16 protein-coding genes and 1 tRNA gene are annotated in these 25121 nt (G+C 46.0%); 4 read left to right on the top strand and 13 right to left on the bottom strand.

The genetic code is table 11. The features are described 5' to 3' along the window. Positions 1-4 precede the first annotated feature (4 nt). On the bottom strand, positions 5-1003 hold the full coding sequence (locus B9Y59_RS10275; protein WP_085533289.1) for an SDR family oxidoreductase: 999 nt from the start codon (positions 1001-1003) through the stop codon (positions 5-7). Positions 1004-1148: 145 nt separating this feature from the next. Between B9Y59_RS10275 and B9Y59_RS10270 the strand changes: the two genes are divergently transcribed. From B9Y59_RS10270 to B9Y59_RS10260, 3 genes are all read left to right on the top strand, one after another. After that, positions 1149-1670: a glycosyl-4,4'-diaponeurosporenoate acyltransferase CrtO family protein gene (locus B9Y59_RS10270; protein ID WP_242967287.1), complete on the top strand. Its 522-nt coding sequence runs from the start codon at positions 1149-1151 to the stop codon at positions 1668-1670. A 40-nt stretch (positions 1671-1710) separates the two neighbouring features. Beyond that, the gene (locus B9Y59_RS10265; RefSeq protein ID WP_085533287.1) at positions 1711-3396 is read left to right on the top strand and encodes a cadherin-like beta sandwich domain-containing protein; all 1686 of its coding nucleotides are present in this window, start codon (positions 1711-1713) and stop codon (positions 3394-3396) included. 70 nt (positions 3397-3466) lie between these two features. After that, a tRNA-Met gene (locus B9Y59_RS10260) sits at positions 3467-3543 on the top strand. 369 nt (positions 3544-3912) lie between these two features. Here the strand turns inward: B9Y59_RS10260 and B9Y59_RS15805 are convergent. From B9Y59_RS15805 to B9Y59_RS10200, 12 genes are all read right to left on the bottom strand, one after another. After that, complete coding sequence (locus B9Y59_RS15805; protein WP_085533285.1) at positions 3913-4125, bottom strand: helix-turn-helix domain-containing protein; 213 nt, start codon at positions 4123-4125, stop codon at positions 3913-3915. Between the two features lie 572 nt (positions 4126-4697). Next, on the bottom strand, positions 4698-6287 hold the full coding sequence (locus B9Y59_RS10250) for an aldolase catalytic domain-containing protein (protein ID WP_085533283.1): 1590 nt from the start codon (positions 6285-6287) through the stop codon (positions 4698-4700). Beyond that, the gene (locus tag B9Y59_RS10245) at positions 6284-7027 is read right to left on the bottom strand and encodes a 3-deoxy-manno-octulosonate cytidylyltransferase (protein WP_085533281.1); all 744 of its coding nucleotides are present in this window, start codon (positions 7025-7027) and stop codon (positions 6284-6286) included. The genes B9Y59_RS10250 and B9Y59_RS10245 overlap by 4 nt, the downstream gene beginning before the upstream one ends. Further along, a complete protein-coding gene (locus B9Y59_RS10240; RefSeq protein ID WP_085533279.1) occupies positions 7027-8778 on the bottom strand; it encodes a glycosyltransferase family 2 protein in 1752 nt (583 codons plus the stop codon). The genes B9Y59_RS10245 and B9Y59_RS10240 overlap by 1 nt, the downstream gene beginning before the upstream one ends. Beyond that, complete coding sequence (locus B9Y59_RS10235) at positions 8717-9865, bottom strand: polysialyltransferase family glycosyltransferase (protein WP_085533277.1); 1149 nt, start codon at positions 9863-9865, stop codon at positions 8717-8719. The genes B9Y59_RS10240 and B9Y59_RS10235 overlap by 62 nt, the downstream gene beginning before the upstream one ends. Then, complete coding sequence (locus B9Y59_RS10230) at positions 9855-10838, bottom strand: hypothetical protein (RefSeq protein WP_085533275.1); 984 nt, start codon at positions 10836-10838, stop codon at positions 9855-9857. Before B9Y59_RS10230 ends, B9Y59_RS10235 begins: the two co-directional genes overlap by 11 nt. Continuing rightward, a complete protein-coding gene (locus tag B9Y59_RS10225; protein WP_085533273.1) occupies positions 10819-12828 on the bottom strand; it encodes a hypothetical protein in 2010 nt (669 codons plus the stop codon). The genes B9Y59_RS10230 and B9Y59_RS10225 overlap by 20 nt, the downstream gene beginning before the upstream one ends. Before the next feature lie 3 nt (positions 12829-12831). Then, positions 12832-13620, bottom strand: a complete 789-nt coding sequence (locus B9Y59_RS10220) for an ABC transporter ATP-binding protein (protein ID WP_242967286.1) — start codon at positions 13618-13620, stop codon at positions 12832-12834. A 16-nt stretch (positions 13621-13636) separates the two neighbouring features. Then, positions 13637-14410, bottom strand: coding sequence for an ABC transporter permease (locus tag B9Y59_RS10215; protein ID WP_054324540.1), 774 nt, complete (start codon positions 14408-14410; stop codon positions 13637-13639). Next, positions 14403-15788, bottom strand: a complete 1386-nt coding sequence (locus B9Y59_RS10210; protein WP_085533271.1) for a hypothetical protein — start codon at positions 15786-15788, stop codon at positions 14403-14405. The genes B9Y59_RS10215 and B9Y59_RS10210 overlap by 8 nt, the downstream gene beginning before the upstream one ends. A 9-nt stretch (positions 15789-15797) precedes the next feature. Beyond that, positions 15798-16652, bottom strand: a complete 855-nt coding sequence (locus B9Y59_RS10205; protein WP_143255291.1) for a glycosyltransferase — start codon at positions 16650-16652, stop codon at positions 15798-15800. Next, entirely contained in the window at positions 16594-17820 is a 1227-nt protein-coding gene (locus B9Y59_RS10200) for a glycosyltransferase (protein WP_158089002.1), read from the bottom strand. The genes B9Y59_RS10205 and B9Y59_RS10200 overlap by 59 nt, the downstream gene beginning before the upstream one ends. A 1634-nt stretch (positions 17821-19454) precedes the next feature. Here B9Y59_RS10200 and B9Y59_RS10195 point away from each other — a divergent pair. Next, on the top strand, positions 19455-25121 hold a 5667-nt coding region (locus B9Y59_RS10195; protein ID WP_158089001.1), incomplete at its 3' end, for a 3-keto-alpha-glucoside-1,2-lyase-like domain-containing protein.

Genomic DNA, 25121 nt, shown 5'->3' with positions numbered 1-25121 from the left:
TTTATCAAAAATGGAAGATACAGGAGGAATAAGCTTTTATTACCCTGTCACACCAAGCGTCGAACTCTGGGTCTGGTTTCTGGCATTCCGGATGAGCTCGTACATAGTCCACGGTTCTGCGAACTCCTTGGTCAAAACGCACGGTAGCACAGAAGTCTGGAACAAGCCGTTTTATTTTGGTATTATCAAATTGTACGGAGTTTGCTTTGTCACCCAAGAGTGTTCCTAGAAGCTCGGGACGGAGTGCGGACAAGAGGTCCGAGGAAATATGTTGCAAAATAGGTTCTACACCGAGTGCCCGTCCAATCGCAGAAAATGCAGCATTCCAGGTGAGAGATTCATCGCTTGTGATGTGAACCGCTTCTCCGATGGCATGTGGGTTTCCCATCAAGCCGCAAAAACCTTTGGCAAAGTCTGTGTTATGTGTAAAGGTCCATAGGGAAAGGCCGTCCCCGTGAACGATGACCGGTTTCCCCTCCAGCATACGGGCGAGAATCTGCCAGCTTCCATTGGCTCCATGGATGGAGACAGGAACGCTACGGTCCCCATAGGTATGACTTGGCCGCACAATCGTCACCGGAAAGCCCTCTGAACGGTAGGCTGCCATGAGAAGGGTTTCACACGCAATTTTATCGCGCGAATATTGCCAATAGGGATTGTATAGAGGCGTACTTTCCGTGATAATGGGGTGGACCAGAGGCTTTTGATAGGCGGAAGCAGAACTGATGAAGATGTATTGTTCGGTTTTTCCTTGAAACAAGCGGATGTCGCGTTCCACCTGCTCCGGCCGAAATGCGACAAAATCTGCTACAACATCAAAGGAGCGGTCCTTTAAAATAGAAAAAGCGGTGTCTTCATCATTGATGTCGCAGGCAATTTGCTCAGCGCCTTCTGGCCCTTTTCCACTGCGCGTGAGCAGGGTTAGTTCTACTCCGTTTTGAATCGCTAACTCGGAAACAGCGCCGCTGATTGTTCCAGTCCCGCCGATAAAAAGTGCTTTCATATTGCATGCTCCTTTTCTTTGTATTATAATAAGATTATCGATTTTTGTGTATATTTTGGGCTTCTGCGTCCATGGTAACATAAATAGTTTTTTGAATCCACCGCTTTTCTAAGTCGGTGATGATTTTGTGAAGGAAGGAATGTTCGTGCTCAGAGATTTATCAGGCCTCCAGATGTTCCTCTGGAATGTAATTATCATTGCCGCATGGCATGTGGCGGTATTTTTAGCTTGCGTAAAGATTCATACGTCCTTCTTTGATGCCGCAAAGCCGCGCTATCTGCCCAAGCATTGGGAAAAAGGCGGACGTTGGTATCGCGATAAATTGAAAATTCAACTGTGGAAGGACAAATTACCACAGCACATTGGGAAGGGAGGCTTTTCTAAAGCACACCTTACCGATGTCTCAATTGAATACCTGGACGAATTTATTATGGAGACTTGTCGCGGGGAATGGATGCATTTTACAAATTGCCTGTGCGCCATAGTTATGTTGGTTGTCAATTCCCTGGGAATTGGTCTTGTGTTTGCCTTCTTGATTTTACTTGGGAATCTGCCCTTTGCGGTGATTCAGCGGTACAATCGATTCCGTTTGCAGGTATTGAAAAAGCGGCGTATTCGTGAATTGCGCGCTGGGAATCCAGTGGCAACGGAGGCTGTTACCGCCTGAACAAAAAAGAATAAAGGACATTTGGAAGAGGAGGTTCGCAATGCTGAAAAAGGTATGGGGCCTCCTCTTATGTTTGAGTATTTTTTGGAGTTTGGGTGCAACAACTTTTGCCAATTGTACAACGGAATCTGAGCCAAGTTTTACTTTTTCTGTGGATGCGGCCTCTTTTGGCGGTGGAGATCTGGTCAGACTAACCATTCATGCAGAGACAACGCTGGAGGATCTGGCGGGTTTCTGTGTTTCCATCGCTTATGACGATACACGTCTCTCCTTTTTGCGTGTAGAGCCATCCGATCAGATTAAAAACAAAACTTTGCAGACAGATGGAACGAATAATCCTGTGCGCAGTACCTATGTCTGCAATGTAGATTTGGGACATGCGCCCGCTTTGTCCGGGACCATTTTAACATATGTATTTGAAGTAAATGACGGCGCATCGGCCGGAAGTACGGAATTGGATGTTACTGTGGATCAGATTTGCAATTGGCAGGGAGAACAGTTGAATATTGCCTGTTCAGAGTCTGTAGCCATAGAAGTCCTTCCACCAAAATCGGATCAAGCTTTTCTAAAAAGCTTGATCCCTTCTTCTGGAAAACTTTCGCCAACCTTTTCACCCGATACATTTTATTATACATTGGATGTCCCGTACAGAGTGTCGAGCGTCACATTTGAAACGTTGGCCGGTGAAAATGGGACGGTCAGTGTCAACCGAAAAACCCTTCAGAAGGCGGGTTCCACAACCTCTATCACCATTACGGTCACGGCGGAAGATCGAAAACAAAAGGCGCAATATGTCGTGGAGGTCAATCGTGCAGAGGAGCCGGAGGACCCGGAATGGGAAGCCTATCTAACAGAACTGATTCCGTCGGTTGGGGAATTGCAACCTGCTTTTTCGCCAGATATTACAGAGTACATTGTGAATGTGGATGCGGAAGTCCAATATTTGACGTTTCAAGCGGATGCAGGGGAAGAAGGGGCGGTAAGTATCAGCCGGGAGAAGTTAAACCGCGCTGGGACGTCGACTGAAATAAAAATCACAGTCGTTTCTGTAGATAAGAAAAACCGTCAAGTCTACACGGTGACGGTCAATCGTGCGGAAGAGATCGATTTTTCTGAAGAAGTCTTTTTCCTTACCGCATTGCAGCCGTCTGTAGGAAATTTGGAACCACCCTTTTCTCCAGATATTTTGGATTATACGTTACAAGTAGATGCAGAGGTATCGTCTGTGACGTTTCAGGCGAATGCTACGGAAGGCGCAACAATCTCTGTCAATCGGAAAACGTTATATAAATCGGGAAGTACGACGGAAATCGTCGTAACAGTGCGTTCTTCCGATCGCAAGGAAACAAAGCGATACATTGTTTCTGTTTTGCGAGGGGAGGAACAGAGGACTACCACTACAAAAGTAGGGACTGATGTAACGGATCAATCCCATTCTTCCAAGAATAAAAGTGCATCCAGCAGCTTGAAAAATGCGATGCTCCATTCCGATGGGGCAGAGGAGGCGTACATACCAAAGAAGGTGGGAGAGGAAGAGGCCTCTTCGGGATTCATAGAACCGACCGCTGTTTCAGAGGCAATGGTAGAAGAACATCGAAATTCGATATACAGGGAAAACAGCCAGTTTTTAACCTTTTTGGCGGGAATGGGTGCTGCTGTGCTCTGCATTCTTTTGGGAATGGGACTAGTTTTACTGTTTGAAAAAGGAAAAACAAAAAAATCGTAAAAAAGGCTTGCATTTTATAAACGAGTATAGTATAATAAATTCTGCACTCATCAAGAAGGTGCAGAAATATCGCGGAGTGGAGCAGTCCGGTAGCTCGTCGGGCTCATAACCCGAAGGTCGTAGGTTCAAATCCTGCCTCCGCAACCAAGCTAAAAGCTACATTTCAAGGTTTTGAAATGTAGCTTTTTTTGTTTATAGTCACTTTTTTGAACCAGACTCACACAAAGATGGGCATATATCGAAATTTTTTATAGATAAGGAAAAGACATGAAAGTAAACGATCAAGAATTAAAAAAGATGATATTCCACTCGTTTTTGATAAGCATCGGGATCTGTTGGAAAGTATAGAAGGCTTACGATCAGATAAAGCAAATAGATCATATCAAAACGACAGAAGAATAGGATTGTGGTAGGGATGAACGGAAATGCTATCGACTGGAACTCCCGGAAGGGGAAACCCGTAGAATCCTACATAGAGAACGCCGCGGGTTTAGCCAATATGCGCTGGAATTGTGTTCATAAGTCTTCCCTATATTTTTGAATATCAATATTGAAGAAAAAGACAAGGCGGAGAAAAATCTCAGAACCAGGAGACAACTCACCTTTTTCAATTTTTTGGTATTCTCGTAGGGAAATCGGGATAGCATCCGCAACTTGTTGTTGTGTCAGTTTGAGAGAATCCGTGCGAAGATGATAGATGTCGTGTCCAAAGTGCATTTTAAATGACATAAATATTCCTCCTTGAAAGAAAGAATATTGGAATATGCACGATGATTCTACGAATGATAATTCATATTGTGTATTATGTCGAAATAATTTACCTATTTTTGTCGCATTAGAGCATAAGGAAAAACATATTTTAATGATTGGCTCTGGTTGTTTCCTCGAAATTCTTCCCGAATAGTTGGAACACTTGTCTTTCGATACCATTTCGGGGTTATAAGAGCTTTAGACATTCTTGCTCGATTGTTGTACCCTTGAAGCAGATGCGTGTCTGCGTCTTGAAAAATCGATTTCCATTCATGTTTACTTGGAGCGGTTTTGCAGGTGTTTTTGTTCTGAATCGGACTGGAATATACGGATATAGCCTATTATTTACGCCCTATGGCCCAATTCGCACCATATCCTGACTAAAGAGAATGCAATCGGTTTTCTGTGTTGTTCTCAAAGAGTCAAAGAGATTGTATATCGCCTGCTTGTTTTTGAACATTTTTATAATGCATCTTGCAAAAACAAAAAGGATGGCCTGTTTCCATGCGGAACGGGCCATCCTTTGACGATTCCAATTTGCGGTATTTGAGTCATTCATATACGGAGGGAGTTAAGAACTGTATTTTCATATTTTGGGACAATTCTGCCAGCTGGCCTCGGATTCGAAGTTGTTTCTCCAGAATTTCCTCCTCATTGACTTTAAAATTCAATTCTTTGCTGTAATAGTTGCCATTGTACCGATGATGGAAACCGTCAAAACCGGCTAGATATACTTCGGTTGCGCCACAGTGCTCCAATAGTTTTAAGAGCATCAGCCCGGCATTATCCGAGATCATTTCATCGTCGTTGGTGTAGCGGTCATAGTCTACATAAAGGCATTCTTTCCATGGACCCTCTGGAATGTTGGAAGTCAGGATCGTTTGAATCTTTGTAAAATGTTGGATTTCCTGCCCGATAATATCCATACGCTTATGATTGCTGACAAAACAAGCGTCCATATGATAGCGGGGATCGACAAAGTTAACGGAGATCACATACGGATGTTCCTTTTCAATAAACTCCATGATCGTATCATACTTTGAAAGCAGACTTTTCCCCGGCGCAAGAAGAAGCGGCTTTTTCCCCTGAATCCAGGTTTTGATGGTCTCGACAGCTGCACGATCATCGATCTTCCGACTTTGAAACTGTATATAAAGCTGCTCGATCAGAGAACGATCATATAGAACTTTGTATGCATCCGGGATGGACTGAATTATTTTTTCAATATCTTTCATGGTTAAAGTTTGTTTATTGATGAGATATGCAGCGTAATTCGGATGACAGACATTGTTAGCGGCAATGTGATAAGGCATTGTGTAGCCCCATTCGTATTTTTTTCGAATAGCGGCAATGTACTCATCATAAATATCCATGACCATGGTCACATCATACCGCGAGGCGATATTTTTGTTGATATACTGTGTGATAAGTTCTGTCGGGAGGTTGCCAGCTCCACGCCCCATCCCATAAACAGAGGAATCTAGTATCAACGTACGTTTTGTTTGAATTTTTCCCAATACTTGTGCGTTTGAGAAAGCTAACTGCATGTTGTTGTGTCCATGGAACCCCAAGTGAATTTGCGGGTCCATGTTTTCATCAATCAGATAGAAGCGGTGCGAGACCTCATTCCGATACATGCTTCCCAGTGTATCTACAATATAGAAGGCATATGGCTTCAATTGATTCATTTTTTCTACCAACTGAAGAAGTTCTATATCGCTATAAAATACGGTACCCACCGGCTGCATAAAAACGCGGTATCCTTTCTCCATGATAATGTGGGCCCATTCAATTGCCAGATCAATCTCATTTTTGTGAAAGGTCAGCCGGATACCTTCGATACTTTTGCCATCATAGGGTGTCAATTTAGAAGGATGCAATTCCTTTTCTCCGATGGCAATCATGGCAACGTACATGGAAGAACGTTCCCGCTTCGGTAGGACCTCTTCAATGTCTGCTGTACTGTTAAACAGCGAGCACTCTTTTTCTTGTACCATGCCAGTTAAAAAGCCACACTCAATGATGTCGATTTTAGCACATTCTAGCTTGTCCAGGATCGAAGTAATGGTCTTACGACCAAAACGCCAATCGTTGATATAGCCGCCATCCCGCAGTGTACAATCCAATATTTGAAGACTCACAGCTGGATTTCCCCCTGTTCCAATTTTTGTTGAATAATCCCTCGAACATAGTCTAGATCTTTTGGTGTATCGACGGAAAGCGTGTGTGCTTCAACTGGTATCATTTTTAACTTTTTTCCGTGTTCAATAAAACGAAGTTCGTTGATATCTTCGATTTTTTCAATTGCCCCCTTGGGCGTTTCTGCAAAAAAACGTAGAGCTTCCATCGAATAGGCGAGAACCCCAAGGTGTTTATAAAAGTCGAAGTGAATACTGGACTTTGGATGCGGAATCGGGCTGCGCGACATAAAAAGTGCATAGCCATCACAATCGGTTACCACTTTGATATTGGAATCATCAACCGCTTCCACTGGAGAATGAATTTTTGTCATTAGATTGGCTGCAAAGAACCCCGCTATTTCGCTTGGGAGGATTTGCTCAATTAGGAGAGGGTCGATTAAGGGCTCATCTCCGTTGATACAGAGATAAAGATCCGCGGGAATGGTCTGTGCAGCCTCGTAGATACGTTCGGTGCTCGTCCGGTTATCAGGAGACGTCATAACATAGGCCATCTTGTGTTGTGCACAGACCTGTGCAATCGCTTCATGGTCCGTTGCCACATAGACCGCATCGATCTTTTCGGATTTACATACCTGTGTATATACCCACCAGATCATCGGTTTCCCGCAGAGATCTGCCAAAGGTTTTCCCTTCAATCGGCTTGAGTCATACCGCGCGGGAATGATTGCGACTGTTCGCATTATGCTTTACCTCGCTTTCCAAACCATTCTCCAAGTGCACGAACCGGCTTGGTGATTCGCCAACTGGTGGAGTTTTCATAAGTGGCCACGACCTCCTCGATTTGCCTGTGCAGTTCCCGCTCATACCATTCTGGAGGACGCGTTTTACTGGGGGCTGGCGCAGGTTTTGAAGGAGCAGGGCGTTTTCGGTTAAGTTCTTGTTTATAAAGATTCCAGTTCTCCAACAGTCGGTTTGACCACATTTTCAGGACGGCATCGCTGACAATTTCGTATCCGTCTGGAACCGGATAACCGCCCAGTTTGCAGCAGTTTTCGCCGTCCTTCATGTCGAAGGCCAGAACACTGGGCAGGTGTATCTGAATCTCTTTTTTCAAAAGCTGTTTCCTCCCATTGACCCTCAAATTGAAATGGAGGACCAGAAAATCGCGCAGGCGGTCTTTTAGTGGGAGGAATGCCTTGTTGAAAATGGTATCCATCTCATAGGTGCTGAGCAAAGCTTGTATGACATAATGCCCTTTGACCGCTCCAAAGCAACCGGTTGTCAGCTCTTCTTCGTTTTCAAAACCAAAAAAAATTGTATGAAGCCGCAGCTTCTTGAACTGTAAATTTGTGTGCATCTCCGGAGTAAGAACAATTCCTCCTTCTTCACAGAGGATTTTCAGGGCACAGTATTCCTCTACATAGGCGAGGTATCCTTCGTCCCAAGCTTGGTGAACATTTTCGGGAAGTTCTTCCTGTGCGAAATAACGCTCGTCTGCGTCGATCAGGCGCGTTTTGGGGAAATTCGTCTGGAGTTCTTCCAGAAATTCAGTGGGGAGCGGGCGCCCAAAATGAACACAGATGATTTGATCCGGAAGGATCTCCTCTTTGAGAAAATCTAGGATTCTCCGAATTTTTTCATCATGAGCGATGTAGGAATTGAGCAAGAAGTCCTTTTGATACTCTTTTAGAAGATCGATAAAGTCCGCTTGAAAAAGTATCCTGGACTGTGTCATATTCCAATATAATTGTTTTGCGACACAGTAGATCACCTCATCACGGTAATCTTGGTCACTGGTGTCGATAAAGTTACGAAAAGCCTGGATGATGTCGACCATGTTTCCCACCAGAGAGGTCGAGATGGTGTTTGCACGCCGGTAGTAATGATAGAAAGGTTTGGGAATATAACCGATACGGGGATATCTTGTAATCAGAGAAGGAATGAGCGAGATGTCCTCAAAGAGCATTTTCTCATATTGGTTCTCTTCCCAGATAGTCCTTCGAAACAGCTTATTGACGCTGTATGTGATATTATTGCCGTTGGCAATGTAGTCGGACAGATCGATCTGTTCATGGGGATAAGTTGAAACCGTACTGGTTCGATTTTCATCCACGTAAAGGATTTTGACATCACACATCACGATATCAAAATCCTGTTCGACGGCTTTTTGATACATCTCCTCATACATTTCCGGTTCAACGGTGTCATCTGAATCAAGAAAGGCGATGTATTCCCCTTTAGCAGCCCGGACACCGGTATTGCGTGCCAACCCAAGCCCCTCATTCTCCTTATGGATCACATGGATAAGATCGGGATATTCCAGTGCATAGCGGTCGCAAATCTGTGGGGAAGCGTCTTCACTGCCGTCGTCTACCAGGATAATCTCCTTTTCTTGCAGGGTTTGCGCCAAAACAGAATCGACAGCCCGCTCAAGATAGTTTTCGACTTGATAAACAGGGATAATGATGGAAACTTTGATTGGTTGATTCATGGCGGCCTCCTAAATACTTGAGTATATCCTGTAGCTCGTAGATCGTTTGTGGCACATAATAATTTTTTCCGGCAAACTGCCGCCGGAACTTACGCAGATACTGCTTTAAAATGGCATCTTCCTTCCAAAGGACTTTTCCTTCAAAAAGGCGGTACAACATCAACGTGTTGATGTCCATTCCAAATACAATGCGGCTTGTCAGCGCTGCATTGGAGCAGACGGTGATGATGGTGCGGCGATCAGGGCTTTCATTCAGAAGGAAGAGTTCCCACGGCGCTTCTGTGGGATATTTGCGGGTTAATCCAAGCTGAAAGGGAAGATTTTCCGGATTCCTTGGATGGGGCTTTACAAGGAATCGGCCGGGCCCAACCGTTTGTTGGCATAATTGCATCAGTGCAAGATCGTTGGTTTTAATGCCTTCGGCCCGAAAGGACTGTTCCAAAAAGATGAAGTCCATACATTCCTCCGGCTTTTTATAGTCGAAAATATAATTCAGCAGGAGTTTCAACTCCTGATCGCGCCGGTCGATTTTAGGCAAGGCCTGATTGGTGAGGGAATCTCCACGCAGGGCAAGGTGTGGCTCATAGAGTAAAACTCGATGGACCTTGTTTCGAATTTTCCCACCCTCCGGGTGGCGGTTGATGGCAGCCCGGTTTTCCCGAAGATAGTCGATCACGTAGGAGGAGAAGCCATCCTCATAGCAGATGAATTCGCAGGGAGAGGCCTCGTATAGGCAGGCCAACATGCGGATAAAGGGATCAAAATTGGAAAAGTAAATTTCCGAATAACTGGCGAGTTCCTCATTTAGATTCCAACGCAACGTCCGATCAATATTTTGAAAACCTTCATTGAGTACGTCTGCTGGAGCAGCCGCATATTTTTTGTTGAGCTCCTTGGTAGTCCCGGAGATCACTCGTTCAAACAATCCTGTTTCTTGCAGCCGGGGTATTGTTTCATTCAGAACGGAAGTGACGTCCGTGACCAGAAGGTCGACCAATCTGTCTGCAAGAAGGCTTCTTCGCATGTGTACTGCAGTAAAAAGTTGGTATACCGAATTGACAACAATCAAAACCAGATTATTCTGCATAGGATTTCCTCTCGATCTTCTGAATCAAAAAGTGTTTACCAAGATTCTCACAGCTGGTGGAATCAAACGTATAGATGGAGGTGGGCTTTCGCCAAAAAACATAGGGGAGAAGTTCTGCTGGAAAGATTTCTTTGATCAATTCTGCGTCAGGGAAGATCTTCCGGTAGTTTAAATAATCGTCCGGATGCTTTTTAATAATGAGGCGTACATCCTGAAGGGCGCTGACCCGAAGGAGCTTGTACGAGCGAATTTGCTCTTCTTCGCTCATCATATTGAGATTGGCAAAATGTTGGGTTAATAAAATGGCTTCAGCTTTTGTCCAAAGGCGATGCTTTAAGAAAAAATGAATCAGGTTTTTTCGCTCCCGTTCCGGAAGATTTTGTAAGGCTTCCTCCACAGAAAAATCCAGGTATCGTTCGTCGGAGACGTCGATGGTCTGTGCTTTCTTCAAACAGATTACCCGGTAAATGTAGGGATTTTCTCCATTGAACAGTCGATATTTCCGGGCAATTTTTGCATGTGTAGGAAAGCTGGCCGCCAAAGTTTCATATAGTTCCTGCGATTTGCTCAACATCCCGGCAGCATCTTCAAAAAAATAGAAAGGAATCCGGTTTTGAATGAGATACAAGGAAAAGTAAAAATGCGCTCCTGCAACATAAACCTCGGAAAAGTCGGCGATGGGGTAGGGGACGATCTGTTCGTAGCATTGTTTTACATCCTCGAGAATCTGCTTTTCCGTGCGATGCAGGATGTGCAGATAGGGAAAGAGATACACTTCATCGAAAAGATGCTGTGTAACTAATCGTTTGTACTGTGGATATTTTTGTAGGATAAAATCCGGCAGAATCAATACAGCCCACTCTTTTTTGTGATAGGTCAAGCGGTGGAGAATCACTTCCAGAAGCTGATAAGAACTGATAGCGTGATACAAAACAAGCGGTTTATCGGACCCGTTATGCAATATGTGTTTCATCCAGTAACCCCTCCAGACCTTCTCGAAACGATTTATTCTTTCGGCTACAGACACTCACCATGGGCGCATAGGCGTCCCTTCCAGGAATGGGAATGTCACAACCAAAGCGGTCTTCCACAGCTAAAAACTGTTTTACAAAATCCAGAATTCCCCGGTGGATCTCGTGAATTCGTTCTGGATTTGGAACATTTTCTTTGAACCGGCATTGGCAGTTTCCCGATTGATCCCAATAGAACCCTTTCAGGCTACCTTCTGGAGCGCCCAACAGGAGTTCCCAGTAAAGATTGTGGCCTTGTGCGGGATCATGATACTTCCAAAGGTCGCGGTTCACGCCTTGGGAATAAAGATAGCTGACCAGTTTGCCTGCGAACAAGAACGGTTCGCTCGCATCTATCTCTGGACTGTAACAGGAATTTGTCCCGGCGAGAATCCCGGTGATCGGACAATCTAGAAGCCAAAGGCGATTGACTGCATGGTCGAGCAGGATGGCGCCACTGCCCGCCCAGCCAATATCCACGGCCACAGCACGGTGACACCCTTTTAAAAGTTGGAAATAATACACTTTGCCAGCTTCCACCTGCTCTTGATAGAGATGTTGGATGTCCCCCCAGTGGTTCATCAAATATTTTTGAATGGTTCCCACATTTTTATACGTCAATTCCGTATCCGGCTCCACCTTCACTGTTTGACAGAGCGTATCAAGCAGACGATCCAGTTCCATGCTTTTTATAATCTGCTGGATGGTGTACTTTTGATCGACTTTGTGGGTAAGAAACCTTCGAAAGTATTCGGAGCGGTAATCGTTGGCGCATAACTTGATCGCTGCCAGCCGAGACCAATGCGCATATGTGGTTCGAGTAGTCTCTTTTGGATACATCTGCCGGTATGCTTGGAGAAGGACAAATCCATCTCTGGATAAAAATAAGATTTTCTCTATACTGTGCGCTTGGACATATTGATGGATAAACTGGCAATAACCGGTTACGAATAGGCCGCCATAAATAAAACCATATTCGTATTCGCGTGAGTAAGTCCGGAGCCCATTGTGTATATGGGTGTTAATAATTCCACGATACACGCTGCCAACAATGGCGGAGAGATCCATCGGACGGTAAAGGTTTCCCATATGGTGGACGTTGGCGTAAAGGATGGCCTGCATGTGATGGCGCATAGCCTGTTGATAGTCGGCCTCGGGGTGATCTCCGACGTGCACATATGTCTTTGTCTGGCCGAAGGAACGGCGGAGTACCTCATAAAGGCGGCCATCTCCCTTGGATGTTCCAAATTCGCAGGAGACAAAGCAACCGACCAATGAGCGATAACCACAGCGGCTCAAAAGCGTTTGGATGAAGGCAGCAGGTAGATACATATCCGAGGTAGCTATTACCACCTTGCCACGCCTTAGCAGCGCATGGACCACTTGTAACATATATGGATTGGCGAAACAGCACCGTTGTTCCCATTCCTCCTCCACCTGCATCCCATATTTTTGGGGGATGCCAGTTTCCCGCTCCATAATCTCCCAAATATCGGACAGAGATACTTCGAACGTATTGGCGTTATTCTTTTTTTCTTTCCGAGCCTGTTTTTCGGCGTCAATACGAATTTGACGAAAGTCTGGATAGGACAACGCCATACCCATCAAATAAAAGAGATCCGTTGGGTGGGAAAATGGCCGAAAAAGAAGGGTGTCAAACACATCGAAGGAGATAACATCAAAGGAAGCTAGCCTTGCGGCGAATGCCTCGGGGGCCTCCCGCTGTGAGAGGGACGACTCACTTCCGCTGCTGTATAGACGTTTTTCTTCATACATGGGACTCCGCTCTGGATATGCCAAGCTTCTGCGAAAGAATACATAATACTGGAGGTTGAGTCCCAACAAGAGTAGGAGCGATTTCCAGCGTGCTGCCTTTGTTTCCCGGCTTTTGCGATACCGGTCACGGATTCCTGGAACACGATTTACAAAGAGTTCATAGAGCCGGTCCTTCAACGCTCACATCTCCTTCAGTTTTTCATACGCGCGGCAAACCTCTTTGGGAGCGCCAGAAGCGCGAAGATGGCCTTTTTCAATCCAAATAGCCCGGGTACAATTGTTTTCGATGACGGAGGTGGAGTGGGACACCAGCAGAACGGTGGAACCGCCATGGATCATTTCTCGAATGCGGGCTTCGCTTTTTTGCCGGAAGAACATGTCTCCTACGCTTAATACTTCATCCAAAATGAGGATTTCGGGGGTGTCCCGGATCGTGGCGATCGCAAAGCCAAGCCTCGAAACCATTCCAGAGGAATAATTTCGCACCTTTTCCTCCATAAAGCCTTCCAACTCCGCGAAGCGCACAATGGCGGAGTAGTTTTGATCGATGAATTTTTGAGGGTATCCAATGATTGCTCCATTTAGATAGACATTTTCCCTTCCGGTCAGTTCCGGGTCAAAACCGGTTCCCAGTGTTAAAAGTTGAACCTTTTTTCGATCGACCTGTACTCTGCCCCAGGTCGGAATCAGGGCGCCGGAGATGATCTTGAGAAGGGTACTTTTCCCAGAGCCATTTGTGCCAATGATACCAACTACCTCGCCGGGCTGAATGGTAAAGCTGATGTCGTCCAATGCCAGAAAGATTTCGTAGCGGTGTTGCCTGCGCAGCGTTCGTACAAGCAGTTCTTTGAGACTGGTTGCTTCATCTTTTGCTCGTTTAAATTGCATGGTCACATGGCTGACCACAATGGCAGGAGACGGTTCATTGGGTGTTTGGTGCGGGGTGGCTGTTTTCGTTTGCCATGGCATATTTCAGACGCCTCCGTCAGATTTTTTGCATGATTCGGTTTCGGCTTTTTTTAAAAATCAGATAGCCGATCAAGTAGATACCCACACTCCAAAAAAGCATCTGTATCCATTCGATGCGAGTCGGCAGTTCGCCTACCATCACCGCTTTTCGCATACAGTGGATGTAGGTGTAAATAGGATTGTTCCAAATGATGACGCGAATCATACCCTGAAGCTGCTCGACCGGATAAAAGATGGCAGAACAGTACATCCATATTGTCAGCGAAACGGTGTACAGGTGCTTTATATCGCCAAAGAATACATAAGCAGTAGCCAGTATATAGGAAATCCCGAGTGAAAAGAGAAAGAGAAAGAAAACAATCAAAGGGGACAGAAACATAGTCCACTTCGCAGGAACCTGGAATACAAAAAGCATGATGATATAGGCGATGACAGAATAGCCCAGATTGATTAGGGCGGTGTAAACTCTTGTGAGGATAAACAGGTCCATGGGGAATTTTACTTTAAGCAATAGCATCTTGTTGTCTACAAGGGCGGTCATAGCGGCGGTGGTTGCCCCTGTGAAGGTTTGCCATAGGAGATAACCTGTCAGGTAGTAGATGGGATAATTGTCTATGGAACGCCGGAATAGCTGTGAAAAAATCAGGGAAAGAACCACCATCGAGAGGAGAGGGTTCAGGACGCTCCACAGAATTCCAAGATACGACCGGGCATATTTTCGTTTGATTTCCCTGGCTGTCAGTTGCTGGACGACAAATGCATATTGCTTGCTCTGCTTTGTATCAACCATATCGGCTGTCCCTCCTTTTTCCCCTCATATACATAAGGCGTTTTCGACTATACCGCATCCATTGATACAGGGTATACTGCCACAGATGATACCGGATATGCTTTCCGCAGCGAACCACACTTCCCTCATACCATGCGCTTTCGCGGGGAGGGAGCTTCCCGCGTCCGGATATGGCAACGAGTTTGTGAAGCGGGTGACTTTGTGTCAATTCTTTCTCGGTTAGTGGGAAGGCGATAGGTTGCTCCTCGCCTTCCAATACGTCATCGGAGAAGGGAAGGGACCCAAAGCATGCAACCTCTGCTGGAGAAGGGGCCGCCATGAACCGTTGGAGGAGCCGTTGTATAATGGTTCGGTCCTTGTATAGGTCTTCAGATGAAAGCTCCAATATTTGTGTATGTTCCGCCAACCGCTCGATATAGGGGAATATCTCCGCTTCTATACGTTCGACAAATGCATTCCGGCGTGCATCTGAGAATCCGTAATGGGGGACATATTGGTCCCCAAGTTTTCGGTATCCGGTTGTCATACCGTGTGGAGCGGTAAAAATGGCCTCAAATAAGCAATTATTGAAAAAAACTTTCGCTTTGAGAGGCGATGTGGGGGAAAAATCATAGCAATGGTACAATGTGCGATTTGCATGGACAGGTAACTCATAAAGTCCCCAGTAGTATCCACTCAACGGCCGAATTCGTCCCATGTGGGAAAGAACTTCGTTTAGGACCATCTGCATAGAACCTGTCCACCCACTGTCAACAATGGCGTCGGTTCTGTCCTCCAAAAGCCCTTCCTGGGACAAATACCCCTTTAACGCTGGCATCGCTTCCGCTGAATGGCGGTTCATGGCCGCGAGAAATGTGCTACATTGACGCAGACTTTCATGAATTTGCGCCAACCTGGTATGAGAGAGACGTACTGTTGGCCCATAGGGTAGGGAGAGTTCTTGGAAAACAGCCTCCTTTTCATCGGCTGTAAGCCCTGCGCGTGTGAGAATTCGTTCCAGGCTGATTTGTAAGCTACCCCGGCAGAGGTATGCAAGGGCGGCCTCTGTATCCAAATGAAAAATTGGAATCCGAAGAGAATAACGAGAGCAGCTCAAATAGCGGCATTCGATGGGAAGCCGTTGCTTTTCACAGAAAAGAAGCGCGGCACGATACATCAAATATCCGTCCCGCGCCAAGAAGTAGAGCCGCTGTTTTTGTGCTTTACAGGCTTCCTTGAGAAGCCACTGAGTAAACCCGCCCAATGCTGGAGCCAACACATACCGGCAAACGATGGAGATGGCATCCTCTCCTATGAGAGGCAGTTCCTGAAGGGCGTGCACAATTTGGGGACTATTTTGACATTCGCGCTGATACAGCGCGAGCCGGTCATCCTGCATGGACTTCGCTTACCTCCCTTTTTTGCCGTTGATGCGCTTTTGCTGTTCCCAACGTTTGATGGAATATTGGAGGGAAGCAGGAAGCGCCCCGACCAGTAGCGGTTTCAGGACATAGAAAAATGTCGAGGTATGGAGAATACCCAATGCTTGAAAGCCATGGTAACGTAGGTTCATCTCGCGGATGCGCCGCCGATACGTTCGCTTTCGATAGGAGTCCCGATCCTCCCAATATTCTAGAAGCGGTTCCGAAAGATTATATCCTCGCTCCCCGTTTTGATGCAGACGCATAAACAGCTCGTAATCCTCACATTGAAAAAATACCCTTGCTGGGTTGTATCCTCCATTGCGGATGAGTACCTCTTTGCGAAACAGGACGGATGGATGGATATATGGGGAATTGTGGAGAAAATCGCGGGCCTGTGGAACGATTGGAACTCTCAGAATCCCCCATTTTCCTTGTGAATCCACAAGTTCTGCATAGCTTCCCACCCATTGATACTCTGGATGTTCCTCTAAGAACCGATATTGCTTGTAAAGCCGGTCGGGCGTGGAAAAATCGTCGTCGTCCATTCGGGCGATATAGTCTCCCTTGGCAGTCCGTATACAGGTGTTCAGTGCATCAGCGAGCCCATGGTTTTGCGGGGCCCGAATGAGCAGTATCCGGGAATCCAGGTCTGCTGCGGATCGGATCGCAGTGGCATAGGGCTCCGAAGATCCGTCGTCATACAGGAGCAATTCCCAGGCAGAAAAGCTTTGTACAATCATAGATTGAATCGAACGAAAAAATCGTTCTTTGACACGTGGATTAAATACCCCCATGATGATGCTGATTTTTATAGGACGGCTTATACATACGTTGTTCAATCCTACGATTCACCTCGGCGTAGATTTCTTGCATGATGGCGTTGGTATAAGCTTTTGCGAAGGGTTTTGCGGATTCACAGCAACGGTCCCTTATCATTGCGCGTTCTTCTGGGCCTAACCGCAGAAAAAATTCAATGCCTTCGATAAATGCAGCTGCTTCGTTACGCTCGCAAACAAAACCATTCTGGCCGTGCACCATGTACTCGCGTGTTCCGCGGTTATCAGCAGCAAGGACGGGGACTCCCATGGCCAGTGATTCCAGTCCTGCCATTCCAAGTCCCTCTCGCTTTGACGAAAGAACAGAGGCATCGGCACAACCGAGAATTTCCGAAACCTGTGTACGATACCCAAAGAGTATAACTTGCTTCTCAAGGCCCCATTCTTGTATCCATTGTTGAATGCGTCCGTGGAGAAAGCCATCTCCACAAATTCCATAGCGGATGTGTGACAAGTCCTTATGCTGGCGCTTCATTTCTGCCAGAGCTTCCAAAACGACACGGTGGTTCTTGTTTTCATTGAGTTCGCCCACGGAGAGAAGAAAAAAATCGTGATTTCCAATTCCAAGTTGATCCCGGAGGACATTTCGCCGTTGATCGGGGAGCGGGTGAAAAACATTCTGATCTAACCCAACGCCTGGAATTTGGTAGAGACGGCCTCCCGGTTTAAGGTGAAATTTTTGAGCGGCTTTAAAGTCCTCCCCATTGATGACGATCAGTACATCCGTGTCGTTCGCCAATTTTTTTTCCACTTGATAGTAGACCAAGCGGTTAAATAAAGGAGAACCCCGGTAAAAATGAAAGCCGTGTGCAGTGTAGAGGATCAGGGGAGAAAGATTCCTACAGAGTCTTCCGGCGAGCCGGCCCAACAATCCACCGACGGGTGTGTGGCAGTGGATGGCCTGGATAGAATACCGATCAATCAGCTGTAGAAGTTGCTGGAGCGCTTTGCAGTTATCCCGAAGCAAAAAGGGAGACCTTGCAATTTCGATGTGGTGAATTTGTACCCCCATCCTTTGAATGTCTTTCTTATAGGAGACATAAGTGGGCTCTTTGATATTCGTCGCATAGTGAATCACGAACCCCATTTGCTGTAACAGATTGACATCCTCCCGTTCGAATTTCCAGAGGAAATCGTGGGTGGTTGCCAGGATCAAAATGTGTTTCTCCATGCGAAATGATCCTCCAATCCAGCCGAGGAATGATGCGACGGATACCAAGACGACGGATACAACATGGCCCAAATCGTTTAGAAACAGTTTCGTCATTTATAGATGATTTTATTCCAGTTGATGAAGGAGGCTGGAAACAAGGAAAGGAATCTACGAATGGTTAATTGAAGTATGTTAAATACATGCCATACATGTAAAAGTGTTGTGTTTGTGCTTAAATTTATATGTAATTCTATATAATTCCCAATATTGTGGAAACTATTAAATATCAAAGTAAGTTTTAAATTGTATATCCAAAGGATGCAATAAGTTAGAGTTTAAATTGAAATGCAAGGTTAAGTTCTAATCCGATAACAAAATTTTGTTATCCTTCATATGTAAAAGGTAAAAAATGTTATGAAATATATTTCATAATACTAGATTCGGATAATTGATTTTGGGCAATAGCATATATGTTTCGTTACATATATTCGACTAGTGGCATCTTTATCAAACTGCTTGAAGAGAGCCACGGGAGGCAGAAAGGGTGTACAATGTGTGGAGCAAAAGGATATATTATTAAGAGAAGAAAATATTGAATTTCCCTAGTAGTGCCCCCATTCCTGTTGATATAAGAGTTGTCTGTATCAGTAAAAGTGAACGTTTAGTAAACGTAGACCAATACCTATCAGATTGATATACCAACCGATTGAATTCCTGACGAATTAAAAGCAGAATCCCAAAGATGTCTGTCACCTGGAGAGTTCCAGATGGGACGGCATGGAAAGACGATTATATGCTCGTAGCGAATATGAGCCTTCAACGTGATATTCTAAATCATGGATAGTTTTTTATGGAAAAAGGTTGGAGCAATACAGTCAATCAGGGTTTGAAATAGGATTGGGTCTTTCTGCAGAATGCAGAGATTTGGAAAAATTATGGTTTTCCTAGACAAGTTTATGAATTGTGGTGACGTGACCGAAACCTTTAGATGAGAAAATGTTGGATGGAAGACACAAGCGTATGGGTCCGCTAGTGAGACGCCAGGAGAATCGGGTAAAACCTGGATTGCATCCGATTGGCATGAACATGTGGAGTAGAACAATACGAACAAGTGGACCATTGGAAAATAGACTGGAAAAATTATTCTGGTGATGCTTGGTGGAATCCAGATCGATCGATACCGTTAAAGTTACGAACAAAAGCTAGAAGCAAATAGAGAGAATAAAACACCACCTTAGAAAATCTGAGGTGGTATTTTTGCGTTTAAGCACTAGAAAGGCTGAACGGATACAACGTACAAAAGTAAAAGCCTATTATTTTCCTGCAAGATGTTGTGAAAACAGAAGTTAGCAGCTAAAATAAAAATTTTTGCGCTATCGGCTGTTTATCAAACGGTATTAAAAAATACTTGTTTTGATGGATATTAAAAATTATAAAAAATAAAGGCAACCAAATACAGTGTTACTATTCTATAAATATATTGCTATCGACAAAAGTATCGTCGAGCGATAATAATATAAATTTTAGAATTAATATTAAAAAAATATAAAATTATATCGAAAAATTGTAAATACTTGCATAGATGAGTTTGGTATACTGATAAATGTAAAAATGGCCAAAGGATGCCAGACTGGATAGGAGGAGTCAATTCTATGAAACGAACCGGAAAGCTTTGGCGGCGGGTTTCAGCCTGTGTTTTAGCAGTTTCGATGCTGTGCAGTATGGCGATGCCTGTTTCCGCCAAAGAGGAGCCTTCCCGGAGAGGAAATCAAAACTATGTATCCAACCAGGGAGAGCTTTTGGAAACCCCACTGGTACAATTACCGTTGGGGGCAGTAAAGGCGCGTGATTGGTTGGAAAATCAGCTTTTGCTACAAAAGGATAATCTGACCGGCAACATGAAGAAATTCAACAATTACAACTATGAGACCAGCGAATGGCTCAACCATCAAAGCGGAGACAACTGGGAGAAAGGGACATATTTCTTCCGGGGGCTTGTCGCTTTGGCTTATGCGCTAGACGATGCGGCCTTGAAAGAGGAAGCGCAGCAATGGGTAGAGGCCATTCTCAGCAGTCAAACAGAATCCGGTGCCTTTGGCCCGAATAGCAGTTTAGAAAATTGGTGGTCGCGCATGCCTGCTCTGATGGGGATGCGTGACTACTATGAGGCCACAGTACAACAGGGGAATCCGGATGAACGAGTGCTCCCATTTTTTGAAAAGTATTATCGGTATCAGGAAAAAGAACTGCCAAACCGTCCGCTTAGTGATTGGGGCGATGCACGTGGAGGAGATAACCTTGAATGTGTCTTTTGGTTCTACAACCAGGTATATGACCCGTCCAACCCGGAGGAGAGTCAGTGGCTGTTGGACTTGGGAACCATGCTTTATGAACAGTCTTGGGATTGGCAGGATAAATGTAATAATACGACTGTGCGTGAACATGTTGTAAATACCACACAAGGGATGAAGACTCCACCGGTCTACTATCAGCTGAGCCGTGACGAGGCGGACAAGACAGCCTATCGCAATGGTATTTTTAACTACAGCGTAGACCACGGCCGTATTGACAATCAACCCAATGCAGATGAAGCGGCACGGGACAACCGTTCCACCCGCGGCACTGAGACGTGTAGCGTGGTGGAAGGCCTGTTGACTGCGGAAATCTCCGAACGTATCTTTGGGGATGTCTGGACAGCAGACCATATGGAACGCCTCGCCTACAATTCTTTACCCGCTTGTTTTACTCCCGATTTTAGCGGGCAGTGTTACTATCAGCTGCAAAACCAGGTGATCTCCACGGTGGGGTATCATGAATTCGACTGTGACCATGGAGACGACATTGCCTACGGCGCTCCGGCGGGATTTGAATGCTGTTTCCCGAATTGTCACATGGGTTGGCCTAAATTTGTCCAGAATATGTGGATGGCGACCGAGGACAATGGACTGGCACTGGTTGCCTATGGACCGAACAGTGTGACAGCTAAGGTAGCGGATGGAAAAACAGCTAAATTTGTTCAGGAAACAGATTATCCTTTTAAGGATGCTGTTCATCTGACATATAACGGTGAAACCGCAGAATTTGAATTAAAACTGCGTATTCCAGAGTGGTGTGAGGCCCCGGCAGTCTCTGTCAATGGAGAAGAACAAGAAGGCGTGATTACCGGTGAATATTATACAATCAAACGCGATTGGCAGGCAGGAGACGAGGTGGATTTGCGCCTTCCGAGTGAACTAGAAACCTCAACATGGTACAACGACTCGGTTGCTGTGGAAAAAGGTCCTCTGATTTTCAGCCTTAAGATCGAAGAAGATTGGCGAACAGAAGATAGCAACGACGCACGCGACATCCAACAGGCGCATCAAGAGCAGTCCCCATTGCGCGAAATCTATCCAGCTAGCCGCTGGAATTATGGCCTGGTTGTCAATCGCGAGAATCCGGAGGAAAGTTTTGAAATCGTTGAGACGAATGAAGTGGCGCTTCAACCCTTTTCTGTGGACAATGCTCCGGTTACCTTAAAAGGCAAAGGCCAGATCATCCCCTCTTGGACCTTGGATGGCAATATGGCTGGACCACAACCCTTTGGACCGACCCCGTACGACGAGAGTCTGGTGGAGGATATCGAGTTGATTCCGTATGGATGTGGCCGACTGCGCATCACACATTTTCCGAAGATAGGGGAACCCTCTGCTACCATCGTAAAGACAGCCGCCGTAGATTCAAAGGAAATCACGGTTCATGGAACAACCTATCAGGAATTTGACAATGTGGTAGTACCTGAAGCGCGCGATTATACCCTGCAAATTCGCGGGGAGGGAAAGGGACTTCTGGTAATCAATGGAAAGTACTCCCAAGAAATCGATCTCTCGACCGGTTCGGCAACAGTTGAAAATTTGAAGAGTTTGATTTCCGGAGACCTCCGGTTCGATGCTGGTCAATACAACAACATCCGTTTAGTGGATGCTCGTGCCGATCAGCTGGAAGTGGTACCAGTTCGCCGCTCTGTAGACGAGATTCGGATTGTACATACCAAGCGCTCAGACGATACTGTGACGGTAATCACCAATCTTGATGCACAGGAAACGCCGTTCCGCGTTGAATATGGTACACAGGAAGGCGCATATACCAATACGGTCACAGGCTTTGAAACAGGAACAATTACCCTGCGTGGGATTGATGAGTCAAAAGCTTGTTATGTCCGGGTCATTGCGATGATTCAAGGGGAAGAGACTGCGAAAGAGTGCGTTATTCAGCCGGGTTCGGATGATATTTCAAAGCCAGATCCCAATGTGCCTCAGGCTTCGTATTCTGGATTTGGAACAGTAGAAGAGACAGAACGCGATTGGCTTCTGTATGATCCAGAGGGATTGGTGGAGATTCAAAAGGTGTCGGACAGCGCGTCCCAGATTCACTTTGGCTCGGGAGAACGTGTTAAGGCAGTTTTGGACTTAGAAGAAGCCTATGATTGGTCTGACTATGTTGTTGAAGCACAGGTCACAATTGATAAAAATGAATTCCGGGATGTTGGGTTGATTTTCCGTGGAACCCAATTTGGTAATAACGCGGATGAGTACTATGGATACTATGCAGGTATTGGAAAGAACGGGATCGTCGTAGGCTTTGCCAATGGAAGCTGGAACCAGCTGATTGGGATTCCACATGATTTCCAGGCAGGACAGGTCTATACCATTAAGGTGGTTGCCCGCGGTGAATATTTTGCGATTTATGTCGATAATGAACTTGTCTATCGTTTCCGCGACAGCCGTTATGCAGTGGGAACAGTCGGCTTCCGTTCCTGGAAGGAAGCATTTACTGCCAACGGAATTGACGTCCGTCCGGTGACGGAAGAAGATCTGAAAGTCTTTGCGGACTTTGAGGACGGTGACGGCCAAACAGGATCTGAGTATCCACCTTATATAGAGGCAAACTTCTCAGATGATTTTTCTGATGCGGATGCCTCCAATGCTGTGTGGACCAAACATGGTACGGTCGATAAGATCCAGGTTGCAGACGGTGTCATGCATTTTGGCACGGACGACGATGTCAAAGCAATGGCTGGAGATGATGCATGGAGTGATTATGTCGTCAAGGCGGACATTACCTTAACCCAGGAAAACGATCAGAACGCAGGAATCATCTTCCGTAGCACAAACGAAGGTTCCGGTGCAGATAATTTCCATGGTTATTATTTTGGCATAGGACATGATTATTGGATCATGGGTTATGGTGATGGGAGCTGGCATCAAGTCGCCAGGGAGGCAGGCTTCCAGTTTGAAGTTGGGAAAACTTATACCCTTCAAGTGATTGTATGGCATGATACCTTCCAGTTCTACATTGACGGAAAACTGGTGCATCAATGGACTGATGCTGATAGCCGTTATCAGACAGGTAAGATTGGTGTACGGAGTTATCAGCGTAGTTTTGACGTCGACAATGTTCTTGTGCGGCCTTTGAACGACGAGGAACTGACAGAACTGCAAAAGCCCATTATTTTGGAAGTGGACATTACTTCCGCATATAATACCTTACTGGCCTATTATCCGTTGAATTCCGGTGCAAATGGCTACAAGGTGCTCTATGGTATAGAACCCGGTATATATACACATGAAGAAACCAATATCCGGTATCATGGAAGCCATGCCAAGGATAAGGTAGCCTTTACCGTTCCAGAAGCGGGAACTTATTATGTCAAGCTCGTTGCTCTCAAGGATGAGCAAGTGATCGCAACTTCCGAAGAGTTGGAAATTAGGACCGATTTCCGGGCCGATACGACAGAGGATCGTGAGAAACTAGCAGAAATCTTGGCGCAGGCCAAGGCAACGGATACCACAAACTTTACACAAACCAGTTTGGAACGCCTGGAACGTGCCATCGCGGATGCAGAAGCGCTTCCGGAAGATGCCAGCCAGATGGCGATAGGGGTTGCAAAGAATATCCTCTATGCAGCGATGACCACGCCGAACTCGGAGGATATTCCCGACGAACCGGTGATTCCGAGCGAACATACCCTGACAGTAAGCTACCCGACAACGGTGAAGCTGTCGATCGATGGAGAAGAGCAGACGATTGCAAACCTGACCGGCGCATATAAAGACGTCGTGATGGCAGAAACTTCGCTCGATCTGACCTTTGAGCCGAGAGTCGAAGGAAGAGAGATCGCAGGCGTCACCGTGAACGGCGAAGCCGTAGCAGAAGAGAACTTTGACGTTGCCGAGTATATCTACAGCCTGGCAATGCCGAATGCAGACACCACGATTGAACTGGGCTTCACGATCGTGGATAAGGAAAATCTGCGCGAAGTGATCACAATCGCAGAGAGCGAGAACGTGAAAGCGCAGGTAGAGGCGGCAGTCCCGTCGGTACAGAAGAAGTACAAGGAAGCGTTGCAGGCAGCGAAAGCGATCGAAGAAAAGAAGACCGCAAGCCAGGACGAGATCAACAACGCGATGTTTGAGCTGATCGAGGCATTGCAGTATCTGAGCTTTACAGCGGGCGACAAGAGCCAGCTGGAAATCCCGATGGAGATTGCAGAGAGCATCAATCGAGAGAACTTCACGCCGGAGAGCGTACAGGCGCTGGACGACGCATACAAGGCGGCAGAGGACCTGATGGACGACGAGGAAGTACTGGAAGCAGACATCCAGGCAGCGGCAGAAGCACTGTATGAAGCGCTTGACAACCTGGTCTTCCGTGCAGATAGGACGGATCTGGAAGCTTTGGTAGCAGAAGGCAAAGAGATTGTAAAGAATGCTTCGAAGTACATCCAGGATAATGAATGGAGTGTATTTGTAACCGTCCTGGGAGAAGCAGAAGATCTACTGGAAAATGACAATGCAACCCAGGAGGCAGTGGATGAGAAGGCTGAAGAACTGCTCAATGCGATTACAGCACTGCGTATGATTCCGAACAAGGACGCTTTGAAAGACCTGATTGGAAAAGCAGAGGCAGTGAACACCAGCAAGTACACAGCAAAGAGCGTGGCAGCGATGCAGAAGGCATTGAGCAACGCAAAGGTTGTGTTGAACAATGAAGCAGCGACCGAAGAAGAGGTCAAGAGTGCCGTAGAAGCACTGGAAGCAAGCATCCAGAACCTGGAGACAAAGACGACGACAGCGAAGAAGAGCGGCTCCACATCGAGAAATGTAAGCAACACATATGGAGCAGCGGGTGTGGTTTCCGCAAGCCAGAGTGCAGCGGCAAGTGTGCGCAGTGATGCGGCAAATGCCATCACGCTGAACAGAGGAAGCATGTACACCTTCAAGATGACCGTGGTCAATGGAAACGGACTGGTACCGAGCTTCACAGTGGGCAACGGAAGC

Origin of the sequence: Anaeromassilibacillus sp. Marseille-P3371 (assembly GCF_900169665.1) — a bacterium.
Lineage (GTDB): Bacteria > Bacillota > Clostridia > Oscillospirales > Acutalibacteraceae > Anaeromassilibacillus.
This window is presented reverse-complemented; position numbering and strand designations above follow the sequence as displayed.